Genomic DNA, 21,642 nt, shown 5'->3' with positions numbered 1-21,642 from the left:
GGTTAACCTAACCAAAACGGGGCGGTTCCGGGGGTGGGGTGGACGCGGCGGGCCGGTTCCCCCGTGGGCGCCCGGCCGGCGGACACCCACGGGCCGACCGGTTCAGCCCGGCCAGACGATCGCCTGGAGTTCGCTGTACGCGTGCAGGGCGTAGGAGCCGACGTCCCGGCCGACCCCGCTCCGCTTGAACCCGCCGAACGGCGCCTCCATGTTCCGTCCGATGGTGTTCACACCGACCCCGCCGGCGCGCAGCCGGCGGGCCACCCGGAAGGCGCGCGCCACGTCCGAGGACCAGACGTAGTCGATCAGCCCGTAGTCGCTGTCGTTGGCGAGGGCGATGCCCTCGTCCTCGTCGTCGAAGGGGACGACCACGACGACCGGGCCGAAGATCTCCTCGCGCACCACGCGCATGTCGTTGGTGCAGTCGGCGAGCAGGGTGGGGGCCACGTAGAAGCCCCGGTCGAGTCCGGCCGGGCGTTCGCCGCCCGTGACGATCCTCGCCCCTTCCTTCCGGCCGAGTTCGATGTACGACTCGACGCGGTCCCGGTGGGCGGCGGAGATGACCGGGCCGACGACCGTGCCCCGCTCCCTCGGATCGCCCACCGTGAGGTGGCCCGCGTAGGCGGCGAGCTTCCCGATCAGGGCGTCGTGGACGGTGCGTTGGACCAGGACGCGGGTCGGGGCCGTACAGATCTGCCCGCTGTAGAAGGAGAACGTGGTGCCGATGCCGGCCACCGCGGAGTCCAGGTCCGCGTCGTCCAGGACGACGGCCGCCCCCTTTCCGCCCAGCTCCATCAACTGGCGTTTCATGCCCCGTCCGCACACCTCGGCGATGCGCTGCCCGACGGCGGTGGAGCCGGTGAAGCTGACCATGTCGACGTCCGGCGCGTCCACGGCGGCCTCACCCGCCTCGGCGCCCGATCCGGAGACGACGTTGACGACGCCCGCCGGGACGCCCGCCGCTTCGAGCGCCTCGGCCATCCGGTAGACGGAGAGCGGGTCCTGCGGCGCGGGCTTCACCACGACGGTGTTGCCCATGGCGAGTGCCGGGGCGATCTTGCCGGCCGGGTTGGCCCACGGGTTGTTGTACGAGGTGATGCAGGTGACGACGCCGACCGGCTGACGCACCGCGAGCGCCCCGAAGACCCCGGCCCGTCCCATCGGCCCGGCCTCGTTGATCTGGGGTGCGATCGGCTGCTCGACCGGTTCCAGGGCGCCCTTGGCGTACCGGTGGAAGCGGCCGGCGCCGACGGCGACCTGCATGCCCCGGGCCGTCGCGGTGGTGGCGCCGGACTCCGCCTGGGCGAGCGCGGCGTGGTCGACGAGGTCGCGCCGCATCAGGCCGGCGGCGCGGTCGAGGATCGCGGCGCGCTCCTGGGGGCGGGTGCGGGACCAGGTCGTGAAGGCCTCGCGGGCCGCGGCGGCGGCCGCGTGCACCTGCTGCCGGCTCGCCTCGGGGGCCCGGCCGACGACCTCCTCGGTCGCCGGGTCGATGACCTCGTAGTGGCCGTGGTCGGGTTCGGTCCACTCGCCGCCGATGAAGAGGCGCTGCGCGTCGGTGCTCATACGGTGCTCACCGTCCGGGTGTCCCGGCCGGAGCGGAGCACCGTACCGGGAACCGCACCGGTCACCTTGTCCTCGCGCAGCGTCTCCACCCCGTTGACGCGGACGGACACGATGCCGAGGGCCTTGGAGTCGAGGCGCGGGCTGTCGCCGGGCAGATCGTGCACGAGGATGGCGGGCCCGGCGTCGATGCGTTCGGGGTCGAAGAGGACGAGGTCGGCGTGGTAACCCTCCTCGATCCGGCCGCGGTCGCGGAGTCCGAAGAGCCGGGCCGGGTCGTCGGTGAGCATCCTGACGGCCTGTTCGAGGGGGACGAGCCTGCGCCGGCGCAGGCAGTCGCCGAGGAAGCGGGTCGTGTACGGGGCGCCGCACATCCGGTCCAGATGCGCTCCCGCGTCGGAGCCGCCGAGCAGGACGTCCTCGTGTTCCCAGGTCTGCCGTCGCAGCTCCCAGGAGCCGGGGTCGTTGTCCGTGGGCATCGGCCACAGCACGGTGCGCAGGGAGTCGGCGGCGCAGATCTCGACCAGGCAGTGGAAGGGGTCCTGCCCGCGTTCGGCGGCGATGTCGCCCACGACGCGGCCGCTCAGCCCTTCGTTGGCCGCACTGTAGGTGTCGCCGATGACGTACCGGCCGAAGTCGGCGAGCCGGCGGAAGACACCGGCCTCCTTGCTGTCGGCGCGGCGGAGCATCTCGGCGCGGGTGTCGGCGTCACGGAGCCGTTCGATGCGCTCGGGCACGGGCAGGGCGAGGATGTCGCCCCAGCCAGGGATGAGGTTGAGGGCGCAGAAGGTGCCCAGCGACATGTTCATCGGGGTGAGGATCGGCATGGTGAGCGCGACGATCCGGCCGCCGGCCCGGCGGGCCCGTTCGCTGGGGATCAGCTGGCGCGGCACCCGGTCGGGGACGGCCGCGTCGATGGTGAGGACGTTCCAGTTCAGCGGGCGTCCCGCAGTGGCGGTCATGTCCACCAGGAGTTCGATCTCCTCGTCGGAGAACCGGTCGAGGCAGCCCGCGACGATCGCCTCGATCTGGGTGCCCTCGTGCCGGCCGACGGCCCGGCAGAGCGCGAGAAGTTCCTCGGGGAGCGCGTGCCGGGAGGCGACGGGCTGCCCGTCCCCGTCGGAGTGGGTGCCGGACTGGGTGGTGGACAGCCCCCAGGCCCCGGCTTCCATCGCGTCGTGGAACAGCGCGAGCATGGCGTCGAGCTGTTCGGGGGTGGGCTGCCCGCCGATCGCGTCGGCGCCCATGACGTGTCTGCGCAGGGCGCAGTGGCCGACCATGAAGCCCGCGTTGACCGCGATCCGCCCTTCGAGGGCGTCGAGGTACTCGCGGAAGCTGGACCAGGTCCAGTCGACCCCCTCCTCCAGCGCCTTGAGCGCCATGCCCTCCACCCGCGCCATCATCCGGCGGGTGTAGTCGGCGTCCTCGGGGCGCCCGGGGTGGAGCGGGGCGAGGGTGAATCCGCAGTTGCCTCCGACGACGGTGGTGACGCCGTGGTTCATGGAGGGGGTGGCGTACGGGTCCCAGAAGAGCTGGGCGTCGTAGTGGGTGTGCGGGTCGACGAAGCCGGGGGCGAGGACGAGGCCGGTGGCGTCCTCGGCGGTGACGGCCTCCTCGGTGAGGGTGCCGGGTTCGGCGATGACGGCGATGCGGCCGTCACGGATGCCGACGTCGGCGGGGTACGAGGGCCCGCCGGTGCCGTCCACGACGGTCGCGCCGCGGATGAGGTGGTCGAGCATGACGGGGTTCCCTTCTGCGGTGGGTGGCCGGGGTGCGGCCAGGAGTGGGGTGAGACGTGCAGCCGGGGTGCGCACGGCCGCGGTACGCACCCCGGCTGCACCGGGCGGCGGTCCGGGAAGACGCCGCCGTCGTGACCGGGGCGGGGCCCCGGCTGGTGCCGTGGCAGGCAACGTTCGCCCGGTCGCGGGCACACCTTGCCTGCCACGGCACTCGGGAGGGGACGGGGGAAGGGCCCGGGCCGGTCGGGCCCCCGCACCCCCCGCCCTACGCCCCCGCCGCCGCCCGGAACCGCGAGGTCCGGTGGACCGGATCCGTGTCGATCTCCGGAATCACGTGCTCCCCGATGAGCTTGATGGAGTTCAGCGTGTCCTCGCGGCTCAGCCCGACCGGCAGTCCGAAGCTCAGCTGGTCCGCCCCGGCCTGATCCCACCGCTTGCACTGGCGCAGTACCTCGTCCGGATCGCCGCAGATCATCAGCTCCTCGGCGATCAGGAGCTCGATGATCTCCTCGGAGTACTCCGGCAGGAGCTCGGGCCACTCCGGGATCCCCTCGGGCCGGGGGAACGTGTCGTGGTAGCGGAACAGCAGCGACTGCAGGTAGTTCAGCCCGCCGCCCACCGCGATCTCGACGGCCTTCGCGTGCGTCTCGGCACAGATCGCCGTGGAGGTGACCATGACGTTGTCGTTGACGAAGTCACCGACCGGTTCGGCCTCCTTGACGGCCGTCTTGTAGGAGTCGACGACCCACTCCATGTCGGAGACCTTCTGCACGCTGAAGCCCAGCACGCCGAGCCCCTTCTTCCCCGCCATGGCGTACGAGGACGGCGACCCGGCCGCGTACCACATCGCCGGGTGGGACTTCCCGTACGGCTTGGGCAACACCTTGCGCGGCGGCAGCGACCAGTGCTTGCCCTGGAAGCCGACGTACTCGTCCTGGAGCCACATCTTGGGGAACTCGGCGATGGTCTCCTCCCAGAGTTCCTTGGTGTGGTTCATGTCGGTGATGCCCGGCATGAAGCCCAGGATCTCGTGGCTGCCGGCCCCGCGCCCGGAGCCGAACTCGAAGCGGCCCCCGGAGAGGTGGTCGAGCATGGCGACCTTCTCCGCCACCTTCACCGGGTGGTTGACCGGGGCGAGGGGGTTGAAGATGCCGGACCCGAGGTGGATGCGTTCGGTGGCGTGCGCGAGGTAGCCCAGGTACACGTCGTTGGCCGAGAGATGGGAGTACTCCTCCAGGAAGTGGTGCTCGGAGGCCCAGGCGTACTTGAAGCCGGACTTGTCCGCCTGGATGACGTACTCGGTCTCCTCGATCAGCGCCTTGTGCTCTGCCTCGGGGTCGATCCTGGCCCGCGCGGCGGGCACGTACCCCTGTACAAAGAGGCCGAATTCCAAGGGAGTTCACCGTCCTCAAGTTCTTTTCTGACACATCGTCAGATTGTGATGCGTCCGACTGTTCCACCGGCACCAGCACCCGTCAATACCTGACGCTTCGTCAGACGCGCTCAGAACACACTGACGCCCGCCAGCCACCCTCCGTCGATGACGAACGGCTGCCCGGTGATGTACGAGGAGTCGTCCGAGGTCAGGAAGAGCGCCAGCACCGCGACCTCCTCCGGCTTCCCGATCCGCCCCAGCGGGACGAGCTTGCTGTAGAGCTCGTCCACCGCCGCCGCGGTCTCCTCCGGGTCCGCGGTCGGGTCCAGCGCCGCCGGGTTGGTCATCGCGGTGTCCACCGCCCCGGGGCAGAGCGCGTTGACCCGGATCCCCTTCCCGGCCAGCTCCAGCGCCGCGACCTTGGTCAGCCCGAGCACCGCGTGCTTGGTGGCCGCGTACGTGCCCACGAACGCCATGCCGGTGAGCCCCGTGTACGAGGCGGTGTTCACGATGGTCCCGCCACCCGCGGCCTCGATCTCGGGCGCGACGTTCCTGATCCCCAGGAACGCGCCCACCTGGTTGACCTGCACCACCTGCTGGAACTCCTCCAGCGGCGTGCTCACCAGCTCGTTGAACCGGAGGATCCCCGCGTTGTTGACCAGCCCGTCGATCTTTCCGAAGGCGTCCTTCGCGGCGGTCACGGCAGCGCGCCAGTCCTCCTCCCGGCCCACGTCCAGGTGGACGAAGAGGGCCACCTCCTCCCCGTGCTCCTCCCGCAGCTCCTTGGCCAGCGCCTCACCCTGCTCGTCGAGCACATCGGCGATCACCACCCGCGCGCCCTCCGCCGCGAAGAGACGCGCCTCCTGCTCGCCCTGCCCGCGCGCCGCGCCGCTGATCAGCACGACCCGTCCGTCCAGCTTGCCCATGGCCTGACTCCTATCGGTCGAGATGGGGTGCGACCTCGGCGGCGAACGCCGCCATCTGGTCGGTCAGTTCGCTACGGCTCCGGCTGCGGAACCGCACCTGGATCTGGTGGACGCCCATGGCGGCGTACGCGCGCAGCGACTCCGCCAGGGCCTGCGGCCGCCCGGTCAGGGTGCGCCGCCCCACGGACCACGTCGGCTCTCCGACGTACAGCGGCTCGGTGATCGCACCGATGACGACCGGCGCCTCGACCCCCGCCGCCGCGCGCAGCTCCCGCAGCCGGGCGATCTGCCCGGGCAGCTTGTCCCGCGGATCGCCCTGCGGGAGCCAGCCGTCCCCGCGCAGCGCGGCCCGGCGCACGGCGGCGGGCGAGGAACCGCCCACCCAGACCGGCACCCGCTCCTGGGCCGGACGCGGCAGCTGGCCGAGCCCGGAGAAGGAGAACCGCTTCCCCTCGAACTCCGGGTACTCCTCCGGGCCGAGCGCCGCCTTCAGCGCGTCGATGGTCTCGTCGAGGACGTCGCCCCGCCCCTCGAAGTCCGCCCCGAGCACCTGGAACTCCTCGGGGACGTGCCCGGCCCCGACCCCGAGGATCAGCCGCCCGCCGCAGAGGTGGTCGAGGGTGGCGTACTGCTTGGCGGTGGCCAGCGGATGCCGCAGCCCCACGACGGCGACATGGCTCATCAGCAGCACCCGCTCGGTGATCCCGGCGAGAAAGGACAGGGTGGCGACCGGGTCGTACCAGGTGGTGCCCATGGCTCCGGCGAGCCGCCGCGGGATCGCGACATGGTCGCAGGTCGCGAGGTAGGCGAAGCCGGCCCGGTCGGCGGTGCGGGCGATCTCGGCGAGGTCCGCGGGGGTGGCCGCGGCCTCCCACCCCTCCGCGTAGAGGGCGCTCTGCGACTGGATCGGGAGCTGCATCCCGTACGACAGCGGCCCGGTGGTCGGTAACGGCACCGAACGGCCTCCTTCCCCTCAGGGGATCTGACGCATCGTCATATAACGAGCGCGGGGCCATCGTCGTGCCTGTCGCCGCAACCGGCAAGAGTCCTGCGCGAACCGTGCGGCGGTGAGCGCGGCGTTGCGCGCCGGTGGGGACGGCGACGGGGCGACGGCGCACCGGGCCGAAGCGCACCTGCGCCTCCGGCGTCACCCTCGTCGTCGTCCCCGCCGGTCGCCGCGCACCGCCATCGCGGTCACTTCCGGTAGAGCTCCTCGATCTCCTTCTCGAAGTCGCGTGCGATCACATCCCGTTTCAGCTTCAGCGACGGCGTCAGGTGGCCGCTCTCCTCCGTGAAGTCCACCGGCAGCACGGTGAACTTGCGGATGGACTCGGCGCGCGAGACCAGCCGGTTGGCCTCGTCGACGGCGCTCTGGAGCGCCGTGTGCAGCTCCTCGTCCGCCACCAGATCGCGAATCGGCACACCCTGCTTCTTCTTCATCTGCTGCCAGTGGGCGAGCCCGTCCGGCTCCAGGGTGATCAGTGCGGTGATGAACGGACGGTTGTCCCCGACGACCATGCACTGGCTGACCAGCGGGTGGGCGCGCAGCCAGTCCTCCAGCGGGGCCGGGGTGACGTTCTTGCCGCCGGAGGTGATGATGATGTCCTTCTTGCGGCCGGTGATCGTGAGGTAGCCGTCCTCGTCGAGTGCCCCGAGGTCGCCGGTGGCGAACCAGCCGTCCTGCTGCCCCGGGACGGCCTCGCCGCGTTCGGCGTCCCAGTAGCCCTGGAACACCTGGCCGCCGCTCAGCAGCACCTCGCCGTCCTCCGCGATCCGTACGGCGGAGCCGGGCAGCGGCCAGCCGACGGTGCCGAGGCGCGGTTTGAGCGGCGGGGTGACGGTGGCGGCGGCGGTGGTCTCCGTCAGGCCGTAGCCCTCGAAGATCTCGATGCCCGCGCCCGCGTAGAACGAGGCGAGGCGTCGGCCCAGCGGGGAGCCGCCGCAGATCGCGTACCGGACGTGTCCACCGAGCGCGGCCCGGATCCGGCGGTAGACCAGGGGGTCGTACAGGGCGCGGGCCGCCCTCAGGGCCGGCCCCGGGCCGGGGCCCGTGCCGTGCTGGGCGGCCTCGACGGCCTGCCCGTAGCGCTGGGCGATCCGCGCCGCGCGGTCGAAGGACGAGGCGCGGCCCATCTTCTCGGCCGTGGCGCGGCCGGTGTTGTAGACCTTCTCCAGCACATACGGGATGGCCAGCAGGAACGACGGCCTGAATCCGGCCAGGTCGGCGAGGAGGTCCTCGGTCCGGATGGAGGGGGCGTGGCCGAGGCGGACCCGGGCGCGCAGACAGCCGATCGCGACCATGCGTCCGAAGACATGGGAGAGAGGAAGGAAGAGGAGCGTGGACGCCGGGTACTTGCTGACCGACGTGAAGACCGGGTGGAGCAGTTCGATCGCGTTGTCGACCTCGGCGAAGAAGTTGCCGTGGGTGAGGACACAGCCCTTGGGGCGGCCGGTGGTGCCCGAGGTGTAGATGAGGGTGGCGGGGGTGCCCGGCTCCAGGGTGGCGCGGCGGGCGGTGACGGCGTCGTCGGGGACGTCCCGGCCCAGGCTCTTCAGCCGGCCGATCACACCGGTGTCGAGCTGCCACAGGTGGCTCAGGTCGCCGAGCTGCTTGCGCTCCTGGCTGATCAGCCGGGCCTGGTCGGCGGCCTCCACGGCGCAGGCGACGGCCCGGGAGTCCTGGAGGATCCAGCGGGCCTGGAGGGCGGAGGAGGTCGGGTAGATGGGGACCGTGACGAGTCCGGCGGCCCAGGCGGCGAAGTCGAGCAGGGTCCATTCGTAGGTCGTGCGCGCCATGATCGCGATCCGGTCGCCGGCGTCGAGTCCCTCGGCGACGAGGCCCTTGGCGACGGCGAGCACCTCGGCCGCGAACTGGGCCGCCGTCACGTCCTGCCAGGTGCCGTCCGGCTGTTTGCGGCTGAGGACCGCGTCGGCGGGGGCCTCACGGGCGTTGTCGAACGGGATCTCGGCGAGGGAGCCCCGGTGGACGGGGGGCGCGGCGGGCGGCACGGAGACCTGGTGGACCGCCCCGTCCGCGGATCGGATCTTCTCCGGCTCGACGAGGGCGGGCAGGCTGGGCGGCGTGGGCATGTGCGGCTCCTCAACGGGGAAGGGGGCGGGGCGCCGGGTCCGTCCGGCGGCCGGTTCGTGCTGGGGGCCGGGCGGAGCAGGGCGGGGCCCGTGGGGCAGGGCGCCGGTGGTGCGTCACGGGCGTTCGAGGATGGCCGTGACGCCCTGGCCGCCGGCCGCGCAGATCGAGATCAGGCCGCGGGACGGGGCGTCGCGTTCGGCGAGGAGTGCGGCGAGGGTGGCGACGATCCTGGCGCCCGTCGCGGCGAACGGGTGCCCGGTGGCGAGCGAGGAGCCGGCCACGTTGAGCTTGTCCCGGTCGATGGGGGCCAGGCCCTGCTTCTCCCAGGCCGCGAGGGTGGCCAGCACCTGGGAGGCGAAGGCCTCGTGGATCTCGAAGAGGTCGAAGTCCTCGATGGTGAGCCCGGCGCGCTCCAGCAGGCGCGGTACGGCGTACGCGGGGGCCATCAACAGGCCGTCCTCGCCGTTCACGTAGTCGACGGCGGCGGTCTCGTAGAGCGAGAGGTAGGCGAGCGGTTCCAGGTTGTGGGCGCGGGCCCAGTCCTCGCTCGCCAGCAGCACGGTCGCCGCGCCGTCCGTGAGCGGGGTGGAGTTGCCCGCGGTCATCGTCGCGCCGGGCCGGTCGGTGCCGAACACCGGCTTGAGCCGGGCGAGTTTCTCGGCGGTGGAGTCGGGGCGCAGGTTCTGATCCCGGGTCAGCCCCTGGAAGGGCAGCACGAGTTCGTCCAGGAAGCCTCGCTCGTACGCCGCGGCCAGGCGCTGGTGGCTGGTGGCGGCGAGCAGGTCCTGGTCCTCGCGGCTGATGTCCCAGCGGCGGGCGGTGACCGCCGCGTGGTCGCCCATCGAGAGACCGGTGCGCGGTTCGGCGTTGCGCGGGATGTCCGGGACGAGGTGGCGGGGGCGGATCCGTCCAAGTGCACTGATCCTGGCTCCCGTTGTCTTGGCGCGGCGTACGGAGAGCAGTATTCTGCGCAGCTCGTCGTTGACGCCGAGAGGCGCGTCGCTCGTGGTGTCCGTGCCGCCCGCGATCGCCGAGTCGATCGCACCGAGCATGATCTTGTCGGCGGCGGTGATGACGGCCTGGAGGCCCGTTCCACAGGCCTGCTGGATGTCGTACGCGGGGGTGCGCGGGTCGAGTGCCGAGCCGAGCACGGTCTCGCGGGCCAGGTTGAAATCGCGACTGTGTTTGAGGACGGCGCCCGCGACGAACTCGCCGACGCGCTGCCCCTGGAGAGAGAACCGCTCGACCAGGCCGTCCAGCGCGGCGGAGAGCAACTGCTGGTTGGAGACCTGTGCGTACGGGCCGTCGGAGCGCGCGAACGGAACGCGGCTGCCGCCGATGACCGCGACCCTGCGGGGCTGCGGAAGTGCGAGGGGGATCATCTCGACCAGCTCCTGACTCTTGAGTAACCTTACTCCGCAGTAAATCTACGACCGAGCAGGGAGTCTGGACAATGGCCGACCGCTATCTGCACTTCACCGGCACCGCCCCCGGCCGTTTTCTGACCCGGCGGCTCGGGCTGCCGCAACCCGCCCCGTTGCGCCGCTGGTCACCCGGGACCCCGTCGCTGGACGGGCCGTTGCTGCACCTCACCGCCGGCGAGTCCGCCACCACCAAGGAACTCGGCGCACTCCTCGCGGAGACCGGCCTCGACGTCACCGGGCAGGCCGACCGTCCGGCAGCGATCGTGCTGGACGCCACGGCCGTCACCACCGCCGGCGCGCTCGGCGAGGTCCATGCCGCCCTGCACCCGGTGGTCCGCTCCCTGGCGCCGGGCGGACGCATCGTGGTGGTGGGAGTCCGGCCGTCGGCCGGCGACCACCACCAGGCCGCCGCCCAGCAGGCCCTCGAAGGCTTCGTACGCTCACTGGGCAAGGAGATCGGCAAGGGCGCCACCGTACAACTCCTGCGCATCGAACCGGAGTCCGTCGCCTCGGCCGGGTCCACCCTCCGCTTCCTGCTCTCCCCCCGGTCCGCCTACATCAGCGGCCAGGTGATCGAGCTGACCGATGCCGCACCCGGCCCCGTCGCCGACTGGACCGCCCCGCTCGCCGGCCGCACCGCCCTGGTCACCGGGGCGGCCCGCGGCATCGGCGCCTCGGTCGCCTCTGTCCTGGCCCGCGACGGCGCCCGGGTCGTCTGCCTGGACATCCCCCAGGCGGCCGACGAACTGACCCGGACCGCCGACCGGCTCGGCGCGACCGCACTGCCGCTGGACATCACCGCGGCCGACGCGGCGGAACGGATCGCCGCCGCGGTCCCGCAAGGTCTCGACGTCCTCGTCCACAACGCGGGCATCACCCGGGACCGCCGGCTCGCCAACATGCCCGCCGACCGCTGGGCCTCGGTCATCGACGTCAACCTCGACAGCGTGCTGCGCACCACCGACGCACTGCTCTCCTCCGGCACCGTCAACCGCGACGGCCGGATCATCGCCACCGCTTCCATCGCCGGGATCGCGGGCAACAACGGCCAGACCAACTACGCGGCGAGCAAGGCGGGCATCATCGGCCTGGTCCGCTCGCTGGCCCCACGGGCCGCCGCCGACCACGGCGTCACCGTCAACGCGGTGGCCCCCGGCTTCATCGAGACCAAGATGACCGCGGCGGTCCCCCTCTTCATCCGGGAGGCCGGCCGGCGGATGAACTCCCTCTCCCAGGGCGGCCTGCCGGTCGACGTCGCCGAGACGACCGCCTGGTTCGCCCAGCCCGCCTCCTCGGCCGTCAACGGCCAGATCGTACGGGTCTGCGGCCAGAGTCTGCTGGGTGCGTGACGCGGTGCCGCATCTGAACGCCACCCTCGTACGGGCCGCCGTCACCTCCCCGTTCAAGAAGGCCGGCCGCTCCGGCGCCACCGTCCCCACCGACCGGGCAGTCCTCCCGGCCGCCCCCATCGACTCCGGCCGCCTCGCCCGGTACCGGCACATCTGCGGCTTCCCCGAGTCGGGCCCGCTGCCGCTCACGTACCCGCATGTGCTGGGCTTCCCGCTCGCCATGCGGCTGATGGCCGCACGGAAGTTCCCGCTGCCGGTCGTCGGGCTCGTCCACACCTGGATCGTGATCACCGCCCACCGGACCCTCGACCCGGCCGATCTGCTCGAACTCACGGTGTACGCCGAGGGATTGACCCCGCACCGGCGCGGCACCGAGGTCACCCTGGTCACCGAGGCGCGGCGGGCGGGCGAGCTGGTCTGGGAGTCCCGCAGCGGCTACCTCTCCCGGCACGCCACCGACCGGTCCACCACCGACGGGTCCGCCACCGACGGGGCCTCCACCGACGCCACCCCGGCCGCTCCTGCCCCGGCCACCCCCGCCGCGGAGCTCCCCGCCGTCACCGACTGGCGGCTCCCCGGCGACCTGGGGCGCCGGTACGGGGCCGCTTCGGGCGACCGGAACCCCATCCACCTGTACCCGTTCACCGCCCGGCTCTTCGGCTTCCCCCGGCCCATCGCCCACGGCATGTGGACCGTCGCCCGCTGCCTGGCCGAGGCGCCGCGGTCCGAGGAGATCCGCCGGGTGCGGGCCGACTTCAGGGCGCCCGTCCTGCTGCCCGCGACCGTCACCTACGCCGCGGACGCCACGGGCTTCCAACTGCACGGTGCGGGCCGCGTCCACCTCACCGGGACGACGCTCGCCGGGCCCGGCCCGCAGCCTGAGCCGGCGGCTGCCAGGGACGGCCGTTCATAAGGTTCTCCAGACCCGCCCAGGAGAAGTTCATCAAGGTGGCCGCGGCCTCCCTCGCCGAGACGCCCGGGGTCTCGTTCGCCCACCCGGCGAGCGATTCCGCGGCCCCCACGAGCGCCTGCGCCAGCCCCGACACATCACGGTCGGGCAGCGCCGGATCGTGATGCGCCTCGCGGGCCGCGGCCCCGATCAGACCCGTCACGAACGCAACGATCTCGTCCCGCATCACCATGACCTCGGTGGCGAACGGCTCCCCGTGCGTACGGGCCTGACGGTGCAGCACCGCCCAGCCGTCCGGGTGCTCCGACGTGTGCGTGAAGAACGCGCACAGCCCGGCCCACAGCTGCCGATCGGCCGGAAGCCCCGGCTCCGCCCCGGCCCGTACCGCCTCGACCAGCGCTTCCGCCTCCCGCCGGATACAGGCGGTGAACAGCTCTTCCTTGGAGTTGAGATACAGATAGACCAGGGGCTTGGACACACCGGCCAGCTCGGCGATCTCGTCCATCGAGGCGGCACGGTAGCCACGCTGCCCGAAGGTCCGCACGGCGGCGTCCATCATCTGCTGCTCACGCACGGCACGCGGCATCCGTTTGCTCTTCACAGCACCCACGTCGACTTCCTCCTACCCCCGCTGCACTGCTCCTCGGTAAGGGTACGGGGCGGCCTTCTCCCCCGTGGTGCACTGCGGCCCGCCACCGGCCGGATCCGGCCGGTGGCGGGCACCCGTCCCCACCACGCACCGCGGGCCCCTCCCCCGGTCCGGAGAAGAGGCCCGCACGCACCGGACGGAACAGCCCCTACGCGGCGGCCGGCACGGGCTGCGGCTGGGCGTCGTCGACCGGGGAGGACGAGGCGGAGTGGTACGCGTCGAGGTCGAGGATCTTCTCCCGGGCCGAGACGATCACCGGGACCAGCGCCTGGCCGGCAACGTTGGTGGCCGTGCGGATCATGTCCAGGATCGGGTCGATCGCCATGAGCAGACCGACCCCCTCCAGCGGGAGGCCCAGCGTCGACAGCGTCAGGGTCAGCATCACCGTCGCGCCGGTGAGACCGGCGGTGGCCGCGGAACCGATCACCGAGACGAACGCGATGAGGAGGTAGTCACCGACGCCGAGCTGGACGTCGAAGATCTGCGCGATGAAGATCGCCGCCAGCGCCGGGTAGATCGCGGCGCAGCCGTCCATCTTGGTGGTGGCGCCGAACGGGACCGAGAAGGAGGCGTACTCCTTCGGGACGCCGAGGCGCTCGGTGACCTTCTGGGTGACCGGCATCGTGCCGACCGAGGAGCGGGAGACGAAGGCCAGCTGGATGGCCGGCCAGGCGCCCTTGAAGAACTGCAGCGGGCTGAGCTTGGCGACGGTGGCGAGCAGCAGCGGGTACACACCGAACAGCACCAGGGCGCAGCCGATGTAGACGTCGGCGGTGAACGTCGCGTACTTGCCGATCAGGTCCCAGCCGTAGTCGGCGATGGCGTAGCCGATGAGGCCGACGGTGCCGAGCGGGGCGAGGCGGATGACCCACCACAGGGCCTTCTGGAGGAGCTCCAGGACGGCCTCGCTGAGGGTGAGGACCGGCTGGGCCTTCTCGCCGAGGCTGAGGGCGGCGATACCGGCGACGGCGGCCATGAAGACGATCTGGAGCACGTTCAGCTCGGTGAACGGGGTGATCACGTCGTTCGGGATGATGCCGGTGAGGAAGTCGAGCCAGGAACCCGCGTGTTCGGGGAGCTTGCCGTCCTTCGGCGTGAGGCCGGTGCCGGAGCCGGGGTTGGTGATCAGGCCGATCGTGAGGCCGATGGCGACCGCGATCAGCGAGGTGATCATGAACCAGAGCAGGGTGCGGGTGGCCAGCCGGGCGGCGTTGTTGACCTTGCGCAGGTTGGTGATCGACACCAGGATCGCGAAGAAGACGAGCGGTGCGACGGCCAGCTTCAGCAGCTGGACGAAGATGTGGCCGACCTTGTCGAGCGTGGTGTAGAGCCAGTTGACGTCATACGTGCGGGCCAGCCATCCGAGGACGACGCCGAGGACCAGACCGGCGACGATCTGGGCCCAGAACGGCACCTTGGGTATGCGGAAGCCGGAACCGGACGGGCTGTCGGTCGCGGCGGACGCGGGATTCGCGGACACGGACACACTCCAGGGGTGACGCATCGAGGGGGCGCACGGCTCGGCCGCGCGAGGGAACGGGATGCGGCGCCCGCGTCGGGGCGGGGCCGCTGCATGGTGCCGGTTCAGACGGTGCGGCAACAGGCCGCGGACATACAGCGGCAGAGGTCGACGTGCAGGCGCGCCACGAGCGGGATGCTCGCGGCGTGTGGTGGGCGCACTGCTGTCTTCACGCCCACGACGTTAACACCACGACTTTGAGATCCTCAAAGTCTTTCTTTGGGTGGGGGGATGGGTGCCGAGGCCCCGATGCGTGTGCGGAAACGGCAGAACCCCAGCACAGGAGCGGTTGCTCCGGTGCCGGGGTTCTGTCCGACAGGTATGCGGGGTGTGAGGAAACTTACGCGGTCCTCGCGTCGCCCGACCGGGTTCTCAGAGGCTGACGTGGTCCTCGCTGCTCCGGTTCGCTTCGAGCCGCGCCTTGGTGCGGCCGACCGTGGACACGATCTGCTCGGACATCTCGTCACGCTGCTTGCGCAGCAGCACGTAGCTGAGCGGCGCGGACAGGACCAGCGCGAGCAGGATCACCCAGATGACGTTGGATCCGCCGACCCCGGAGGGCAGCAGGCCGAAGTGGACGGCCACGGCCGCGACGAGGAAGCAGCTGACGAAGATGCTGAGGCGCATCGCGGTGTACCGAATCGTCGCGTTCGGCTTGGCAGCGGACACAGTGGGCCTCTCTCTCCTACGTACGACAGACCTGCGATCCTGCCCGACCAGTGAAGCATGCCCCGGAATCGATCACTTCGGAGGGTTCCGGTGGCCTAGCGCCGCGGCCTGCTGCGGCACTGGGCCACCGGTCGGTGCGGAAGGCGTCAGACGCGCATCGGCTGCGGGGACTCGCGGCGTTCGGCGTCCGGTCCCGGGTACTCGCGGATGATCTCGTACCGGGTGTTGCGCTCGACGGGCCGGAAGCCCGCGTCCCGGATCAGGTCCAGCAGGTCCTCGCGGCCGAGCTTGTTCGGGGTGCCGTAGTTGTCCGCGTCGTGCGTGATCTTGTACTCGACGACCGAGCCGTCCATGTCGTCGGCGCCGTGCTGGAGCGCGAGCTGGGCGGTCTGCACCCCGTGCATCACCCAGAAGACCTTGACGTGCGGGACGTTGTCGAAGAGGAGCCGGGAGACCGCGAAGGTCTTCAGCGCCTCGGCGCCGGTCGCCATCGTGGTCCGCGCCTGGAGCTTGTTGCGGACCTTGCCGTCCTTCATGTCCACGAAGTCGTGCTGGTAGCGCAGCGGGATGAAGACCTGGAAGCCGCCGGTCTCGTCCTGGAGTTCACGCAGCCGCAGCACGTGGTCGACGCGGTGCCGGGGCTCCTCGATGTGCCCGTACAGCATGGTCGCCGGGGTCTTGAGCCCCTTCTCGTGCGCCAGGCGGTGGATGCGCGACCAGTCCTCCCAGTGGGTGTTGTGGTCCACGATGTGCTGGCGGACCTCCCAGTCGAAGATCTCCGCGCCGCCACCGGTCAGCGACTCCAGGCCGGCCTCGATCAGCTCGTCGAGGATCTCGGAGGCGGAGAGTCCGGAGATGGTCTCGAAGTGGTGGATCTCGGTGGCGGTGAACGCCTTGAGGGAGACCTGCGGCAGGGCCTCCTTCAGCGCGCTGAGCGAGCGCGGGTAGTACCGCCACGGCAGGGTCGGGTGCAGCCCGTTGACGATGTGCAGCTCGGTGAGGTTCTCGTTCTCCATCGCCTTGGCGAGGCGGACGGCCTCCTCGATGCGCATCGTGTACGCGTCCTTCTCGCCCGGCTTGCGCTGGAACGAGCAGTAGGCGCACGACGCGGTGCACACGTTGGTCATGTTGAGGTGCCGGTTGACGTTGAAGTGCACGACGTCGCCGTTGAGCCGGGTCCGCACGCCGTGCGCGAGGCCGCCGAGCCAGGCCAGGTCGTCCGACTCGTAGAGGGCGATGCCGTCCTCACGGGTCAGTCGCTCCCCTGCGCGGACCTTCTCCTCCAGCTCGCGCTTGAGCCCCACGTCCATGCGGCTGCCTCCCAGTTGTCGTCGCGCTGTGCCTTCCCGGCGATACCGGGCGAAACCCCCGGTGGCCGGGGGTCCCACCACGTTACGCCTACGCCTGCTCGGGCAGTTCCCCGACCCGGTTCTCCCACTTGGTGGAGAGCACGATCGTGGTACGCGTGCGCGAGACGCCCTTGGTGCCGCTGAGTCGGCTGATGGTCTTCTCCAGGCCGTCCACGTCCCCGACGCGCACCTTGAGCATGTACGAGTCGTCGCCCGCGATGAACCAGGCGTCCTCGATCTCCGCGAGGTCCTTCAGCCGCTGCGCGACGTCCTCGTGGTCGGCGTCGTCGGAGAGCGAGACCCCGATCAGGGCCGTGACCCCGAGCCCCAGGGACGCGGCGTCGACGGTGGCGCGGTAGCCGGTGATGACACCGGCGGTTTCCAGCCGGTTGATGCGGTCGGTGACGCTGGGCCCGGAGAGCCCCACGAGCCGCCCCAGCTCGGCGTACGAGGCCCTGCCGTTCTCCCTGAGGGCCTGGATGAGCTGCCTGTCCACCGCGTCCATATGACTGAAACCTTCCATTGTTCAGCAGTATCGCGAGTCTAAGTGTAGAATCTAAGGCATGCAGGCTTGATCACCTGTAGAACGTCCCGAATATTCAAAATCCGCTTTCGAATCTTCAGGAGTGAGGACACCGTGTACCCGATCGAGCTGGCCTACGCCCACATGCGTGAGCTGCGAGACCTGGCCGACCGCTCGCGTGCCCACCAGCCCGCCGCCGCCCACCGGGTCGACCGGGCCCGCACCACGCGCACCCGGCGCACCTCGAAGAAGCGCTGAGCCGGGCCTCAGGGCCGCGCGCCGCGAGAGCCACCACCGAGCTCTCCCTCCCATCGGCGGTACAGGTCGTGCGGCACCCCCGCCGCGTCCAGTACCCGCCCCGCGACGAAGTCCACCAGATCCTGGATGTGCGTCGCCCCCGCATAGAACGCCGGAGAGGCGGGCAGCACCACGGCGCCCGCCTCGTCCAGGCTCACCAGATGCTTCAGCGTCTGACCGCTCAGCGGGGTCTCCCGCACCGTGACGACCAGCTTCCGCCGCTCCTTGAGCGTCACGCTCGCCGCCCGCTGGAGCAGATCCTTCGAGAGCCCGAGCGCCACCCCGGCCACGCACGCCGTCGAGGCCGGGACGATCAGCATTCCCTTCGCCGGATACGACCCCGACGACGGACCCGCCCCGAGATCGCCGGCCGCCCAGTGCCGTACGCCCTCGATCTGCGCATCGCCCACGTCGAAGGTGTGCGGCTTCCCGTCCGCCCCGCGCGCCAGCCAGCTGAGCAGGTCCTCCTGCCAGTGCGCGTCGCGGAACGCGATCCCGGTCTCGTCCAGCAGCGTCAGCCGCGACGCCCGGCTGACCACCAGGTCGACGCTCTCCCCCGCGGCCAGCAGCCCGCGCAGCACCGCGGCGGCGAACGGGGTGCCCGAAGCACCGGAAACCCCGACAATCCACGGCTGCCGCCGCTGCTGGCTCACTGAACTCCCGGAATCCACACACCCGAGCCTATCCGGCACCCCGCACCGAGAAGACTCCGTTCCCGCGCTGAGGGCTTCAGCCCTCACACCGTCAGGCCGCGCGCCAGCAGGTCGAGCAGCGCGCACGCGAAGAGCGCTATCCCGATGAACCCGTTGACCGAGAAGAACGCCCGGTTCAGCCGGGACAGGTCGTGCGGCCGCACCACCCGGTGCTCGTACACGAACGCGATGGCGACGACCACCATGCCGATCCAGTAGAACAGCCCCGCCTGCGTGGCCAGCCCGAACCAGACCAGCAGCCCGGTCGTCACCACGTGGCTGACCCGCGCCCCCCACAGCGCGGCCGGGATCCCGAACCGGGCCGGCACCGACAGCACTCCGTGGGCCCGGTCCGCCTGGACGTCCTGGCAGGCGAAGATCAGGTCGAAGCCGCCGATCCACACCCCGACCGCGAGACCGAGGATCACCGCGTCCCACGACCAGCTGCCGGTCACCGCCAGCCAGGCACCGATCGGCCCCATGGCCTGCGCGATGCCGAGGATGGCGTGCGGGTAGTGGGTGAACCGCTTGCCGTACGGGTAGACGACCATCGGGACCACGGCGACCGGCGCGAGCGCCAGGCAGAGCGGGTTCAGCAGGGCGGCCGCCCCGAGGAAGACGAACACGGCGACGAGCGCGCCGGTCCACGCCGACCGCACGGACACCGCCCCGGTGACCAGCTCCCGGCCCGCGGTACGCGGGTTGCGGGCGTCGATCTCCCGGTCGATGATCCTGTTCGCTGCCATCGCGAACGTCCGCAGCCCCACCATCGCCACGGTGACGAGCAGCAGCGTGACCCAGTGGATGGACTTGTCGTCCCGGAACATCGCGGTCAGGGCGGCGATGTACGCGAAGGGCAGCGCGAAGACCGAGTGCTCGATCATCACCAGCCGCAGGAAGGCCTTGACCTTGCTGTTCGGCTGGACGGGCTCCGAGCCCAGTGTTGCTTCGGCGGCGCTCACAGTCCGTATTCCTTCCACCGGCGGTCGACCTTCGCCGCCGTCTCCGGGTCGGATTCGACCATGTCCGGCCAGCCCCCGTCCCGGGTGTAGCCCTCCTCGGGCCATTTCCTCGTCGCGTCGATGCCTGCCTTGCCGCCCCAGAACTGCTGGTAGGAGGCATGGTCCAGATGATCGACCGGGCCCTCGGTGACCATCAGGTCCCGTGCGTAGTCGGTGTTGCCGAGCGCCCGCCAGGCCACCTCGTGCAGATCGTGGACGTCGCAGTCCGCGTCCACCACGACGATCAGCTTGGTCAGCGACATCATGTGCGCACCCCAGACGGCGCTCATCACCTTCTGGGCGTGCTTGGGGTACTTCTTGTCGATCGAGACGATCGCGCAGTTGTGGAAGCCGCCCGCCTCCGGCAGGTGGTAGTCCACGATGTCCGGCACGATGATCTTGAGCAGGGGCAGGAAGAACCGCTCGGTGGCCCGCCCCAGCGGCCCGTCCTCGGTCGGCGGCCGGCCCACCACGATCGACTGCAGCAGCGGACGCCTGCGCATGGTCACGCAGTCGATGGTCAGCGCGGGGAACGGTTCCTGCGGGGTGTAGAAGCCGGTGTGGTCGCCGAACGGCCCCTCCGGAAGCATCTTCCCGGGCTCCAGCCACCCCTCGATGACGACCTCCGCATGGGCCGGGACCTGCAGCGGCACGGTCTTGCAGTCGACCATCTCGATCCGCTTGCCCTGGATGAACCCGGCGAAGAGGTACTCGTCGATGTCGCCCGGCAGCGGCGCGGTGGACGCGTACGTCACCGCGGGCGGCGCCCCGAACGCGATGGCGACCGGCAGCCGCTCCCCGCGCCGGGCGGCGACCTGGTAGTGGTTGCGGCTGTCCTTGTGGATCTGCCAGTGCATCCCGATGGTGCGCCGGTCGTGGCGCTGGAGCCGGTACAGCCCCAGGTTCCGTACGCCGGTCTCCGGGTGCTTGGTGTGGGTGAGGCCCAGGTTGAAGAAGGAGCCGCCGTCCTGAGGCCAGGTGAAGAGCGCAGGCAGCCGGTCCAGGTCCACGTCGTCGCCGGTGAGGACGACCTCCTGCACCGGTGCGCTCTCCGGCTTCACCTTCTTCGGCGGCACATGGACCATCGAGCCGAGCTTCCCGAAGGCCTCCCGCACCCCGACGAAACCGTGCGGCAGCTCCGGCTTCAGCAGCCCGCCGATCTTGTCGCTGATGTCGTCGTACGACTTCAGCCCCAGCGCCTTGAGCAGCCGCCGGTCGGTCCCGAAGACATTCATGGCCAGGGGCATCGACGACCCCTTGACGTTCTCGAAGAGCAGTGCGGGCCCGCCCGCCTTGTTCACCCGGTCGACGATCTCGCCGACCTCCAGGTGGGGGTCGACCTCGGCCTTGATGCGCTTGAGCTCGCCCTCGCGCTCCAGGGCCCGGAGGAGGGAACGAAGATCGTCGTAAGCCATGCCGTCCAGTTTGTCATCCCGCCCCGCACCGCCTGCCGGGACTCCCCACCTCGGCCGCCCCGCACGGCCGGCTCGTACCCACCGGCCGGTCCGCCGTACGTTCTCGGCCGCCCGCCGTGGGACGTGCTTGACACCCGCTACCCTGGGCCCTCCATCGGGGCGGGACACGCCCCGTCATCTCTCCGCGGGGGGACGTTCCCATCATGTTCCGGGCCCTGATCTATCTCCTGCCTCTGGCACTGACGATCTACGCGTTCATCGACTGCCTGAACACCCCCGAGGACGAGGCCAAGCACCTGCCGAAGATCGCCTGGGTCTTCATCATCCTGCTGTTCTGGATCGTGGGCCCGATCGTCTGGCTGGCCGCGGGCAAGCTGCGCCAAGCGCCCGCCGGCGGCCGCACACCGTCCGAGTGGCACCGCAACCACCGCACGCAGTGGGTGGCCCCGGACGACAATCCGGAGTTCCTGAAGACGCTGCGGGAGGAGAACAAGAAGGACGAGTCCCTCCTGAAGGACTGGGAGGCGGACCTGCGCCGCCGCGAGGAGGAACTCAAGCGCCGGGAGCGCGGGGCGGGACCGGAGGAGTCGGCACCGCCCGCCTCCTGACGCCGCGCGTCAGGGTCCGCCCGCCGCGTACTGCTCACGCAGCCCGGCCCACCGGACGGGGGTCCACTTCGACCAGTCGGCGGGGTATCCGTCGAGCGCGTCCACGAGGTACTGGAAGTGGTCGTGCCAGCCGGCCAGGCAGTCCAGCCGCAGCGCGTCGTCGCCCCGGAACTCGTTCTTGAAACGCAGCAGCACATGGTCGCCGCGCGGGGGCTCCAGGTGGAAGCGGATGGTGCCGTGCGGCCCGTCGAAGGTGTACTCGGCGATCCGCTCGACGTCCCAGGCGGTGACGGTGCCGACGGCGACCGTGGCGGGCCCGTCCGGGCCGGTGTTCAGCCAGCGCAGCGTGATCGCGCCGCCGATCCGCGGTTCGAACGGCTCCGCGGCGGCGAGCCAGCCCACCAGCCCCTCGGAACTGCCTACGGCTGCCCACACCCGCGGGACGGGGTGGGGCAGCCGTAGGAGGAACCGCAGCGTCTGCAGGTCGCCGTGGGTCTCGCTGGTGCCACGCTCGATGACGGAGGTCGCTTCGGTCATGGTTCC

20 protein-coding genes are annotated in these 21,642 nt (G+C 71.1%); 4 read left to right on the top strand and 16 right to left on the bottom strand.

Annotation, left to right across the window (positions count from 1 at the left end):
- Positions 1–102: 102 nt before the first annotated feature.
- The 7 genes from AB0L71_RS18600 to AB0L71_RS18570 form a co-directional block, all read right to left on the bottom strand.
- Complete coding sequence (locus tag AB0L71_RS18600; protein WP_365243841.1) at positions 103–1,566, bottom strand: aldehyde dehydrogenase family protein; 1,464 nt, start codon at positions 1,564–1,566, stop codon at positions 103–105.
- Positions 1,563–3,302, bottom strand: coding sequence for a D-aminoacylase (locus AB0L71_RS18595; RefSeq protein WP_365243839.1), 1,740 nt, complete (start codon positions 3,300–3,302; stop codon positions 1,563–1,565). Before AB0L71_RS18595 ends, AB0L71_RS18600 begins: the two co-directional genes overlap by 4 nt.
- Positions 3,303–3,567: 265 nt before the next feature.
- Positions 3,568–4,695, bottom strand: coding sequence for an LLM class flavin-dependent oxidoreductase (locus tag AB0L71_RS18590; protein ID WP_365243837.1), 1,128 nt, complete (start codon positions 4,693–4,695; stop codon positions 3,568–3,570).
- Between the two features lie 110 nt (positions 4,696–4,805).
- Positions 4,806–5,603 (bottom strand): SDR family NAD(P)-dependent oxidoreductase, encoded by a 798-nt coding sequence (locus AB0L71_RS18585; RefSeq protein ID WP_365243835.1) that lies wholly within the window; start codon positions 5,601–5,603, stop codon positions 4,806–4,808.
- Positions 5,604–5,613: 10 nt separating this feature from the next.
- Positions 5,614–6,558, bottom strand: coding sequence for a TIGR03619 family F420-dependent LLM class oxidoreductase (locus tag AB0L71_RS18580; RefSeq protein WP_365243833.1), 945 nt, complete (start codon positions 6,556–6,558; stop codon positions 5,614–5,616).
- A 239-nt stretch (positions 6,559–6,797) separates the two neighbouring features.
- Positions 6,798–8,693, bottom strand: a complete 1,896-nt coding sequence (locus AB0L71_RS18575) for an AMP-dependent synthetase/ligase (RefSeq protein WP_365243831.1) — start codon at positions 8,691–8,693, stop codon at positions 6,798–6,800.
- A gap of 114 nt (positions 8,694–8,807) precedes the next feature.
- Positions 8,808–10,076 (bottom strand): acetyl-CoA C-acetyltransferase, encoded by a 1,269-nt coding sequence (locus AB0L71_RS18570; protein ID WP_365243829.1) that lies wholly within the window; start codon positions 10,074–10,076, stop codon positions 8,808–8,810.
- Between the two features lie 71 nt (positions 10,077–10,147).
- Here AB0L71_RS18570 and AB0L71_RS18565 point away from each other — a divergent pair, with 71 nt between their 5' ends.
- Together AB0L71_RS18565 and AB0L71_RS18560 are read left to right on the top strand one after the other, a co-directional pair.
- Complete coding sequence (locus AB0L71_RS18565; protein ID WP_365243827.1) at positions 10,148–11,467, top strand: 3-oxoacyl-ACP reductase; 1,320 nt, start codon at positions 10,148–10,150, stop codon at positions 11,465–11,467.
- 4 nt (positions 11,468–11,471) lie between these two features.
- A complete protein-coding gene (locus AB0L71_RS18560; protein ID WP_365244000.1) occupies positions 11,472–12,380 on the top strand; it encodes a MaoC/PaaZ C-terminal domain-containing protein in 909 nt (302 codons plus the stop codon).
- Here AB0L71_RS18560 and AB0L71_RS18555 read toward each other — a convergent pair.
- The 5 genes from AB0L71_RS18555 to AB0L71_RS18535 form a co-directional block, all read right to left on the bottom strand.
- Positions 12,310–12,963, bottom strand: a complete 654-nt coding sequence (locus AB0L71_RS18555; RefSeq protein WP_365243998.1) for a TetR/AcrR family transcriptional regulator — start codon at positions 12,961–12,963, stop codon at positions 12,310–12,312. The two genes, AB0L71_RS18560 and AB0L71_RS18555, sit on opposite strands and share 71 nt — an antisense overlap.
- Before the next feature lie 211 nt (positions 12,964–13,174).
- On the bottom strand, positions 13,175–14,506 hold the full coding sequence (locus AB0L71_RS18550) for a dicarboxylate/amino acid:cation symporter (protein ID WP_365243826.1): 1,332 nt from the start codon (positions 14,504–14,506) through the stop codon (positions 13,175–13,177).
- Between the two features lie 411 nt (positions 14,507–14,917).
- Complete coding sequence (locus AB0L71_RS18545) at positions 14,918–15,172, bottom strand: DUF4229 domain-containing protein (protein ID WP_365243996.1); 255 nt, start codon at positions 15,170–15,172, stop codon at positions 14,918–14,920.
- Between the two features lie 188 nt (positions 15,173–15,360).
- Entirely contained in the window at positions 15,361–16,524 is a 1,164-nt protein-coding gene (gene mqnE / locus AB0L71_RS18540) for an aminofutalosine synthase MqnE (protein ID WP_365243824.1), read from the bottom strand.
- Positions 16,525–16,612: 88 nt separating this feature from the next.
- Entirely contained in the window at positions 16,613–17,068 is a 456-nt protein-coding gene (locus tag AB0L71_RS18535) for an Lrp/AsnC family transcriptional regulator (protein WP_365243822.1), read from the bottom strand.
- A 132-nt stretch (positions 17,069–17,200) separates the two neighbouring features.
- On the opposite strand from AB0L71_RS18535, the gene AB0L71_RS18530 reads away from it, so the two are divergent.
- A complete protein-coding gene (locus AB0L71_RS18530) occupies positions 17,201–17,344 on the top strand; it encodes a hypothetical protein (protein WP_365243821.1) in 144 nt (47 codons plus the stop codon).
- 8 nt (positions 17,345–17,352) lie between these two features.
- Here the strand turns inward: AB0L71_RS18530 and AB0L71_RS18525 are convergent, their stop codons facing one another.
- From AB0L71_RS18525 to AB0L71_RS18515, 3 genes are all read right to left on the bottom strand, one after another.
- Positions 17,353–18,036 carry a UbiX family flavin prenyltransferase gene (locus tag AB0L71_RS18525; protein ID WP_365243819.1) on the bottom strand — a complete coding sequence of 228 codons (684 nt, stop codon included), beginning with the start codon at positions 18,034–18,036 and terminating at the stop codon, positions 17,353–17,355.
- A gap of 83 nt (positions 18,037–18,119) precedes the next feature.
- Positions 18,120–19,037 carry a menaquinone biosynthesis prenyltransferase MqnP gene (gene mqnP, locus AB0L71_RS18520; RefSeq protein WP_365243818.1) on the bottom strand — a complete coding sequence of 306 codons (918 nt, stop codon included), beginning with the start codon at positions 19,035–19,037 and terminating at the stop codon, positions 18,120–18,122.
- Entirely contained in the window at positions 19,034–20,491 is a 1,458-nt protein-coding gene (locus tag AB0L71_RS18515; RefSeq protein ID WP_365243816.1) for a menaquinone biosynthesis decarboxylase, read from the bottom strand. Before AB0L71_RS18515 ends, mqnP begins: the two co-directional genes overlap by 4 nt.
- A gap of 203 nt (positions 20,492–20,694) precedes the next feature.
- Here AB0L71_RS18515 and AB0L71_RS18510 point away from each other — a divergent pair, with 203 nt between their 5' ends.
- Complete coding sequence (locus AB0L71_RS18510) at positions 20,695–21,099, top strand: PLD nuclease N-terminal domain-containing protein (RefSeq protein WP_365243815.1); 405 nt, start codon at positions 20,695–20,697, stop codon at positions 21,097–21,099.
- A 9-nt stretch (positions 21,100–21,108) separates the two neighbouring features.
- Here the strand turns inward: AB0L71_RS18510 and AB0L71_RS18505 are convergent, their stop codons facing one another.
- Positions 21,109–21,636 carry an SRPBCC domain-containing protein gene (locus AB0L71_RS18505; RefSeq protein WP_365243813.1) on the bottom strand — a complete coding sequence of 176 codons (528 nt, stop codon included), beginning with the start codon at positions 21,634–21,636 and terminating at the stop codon, positions 21,109–21,111.
- Positions 21,637–21,642: the final 6 nt, after the last annotated feature.

The organism is Streptomyces sp. NPDC052052 (assembly GCF_040680455.1).
Lineage (GTDB): Bacteria > Actinomycetota > Actinomycetes > Streptomycetales > Streptomycetaceae > Streptomyces.
This window is presented reverse-complemented; position numbering and strand designations above follow the sequence as displayed.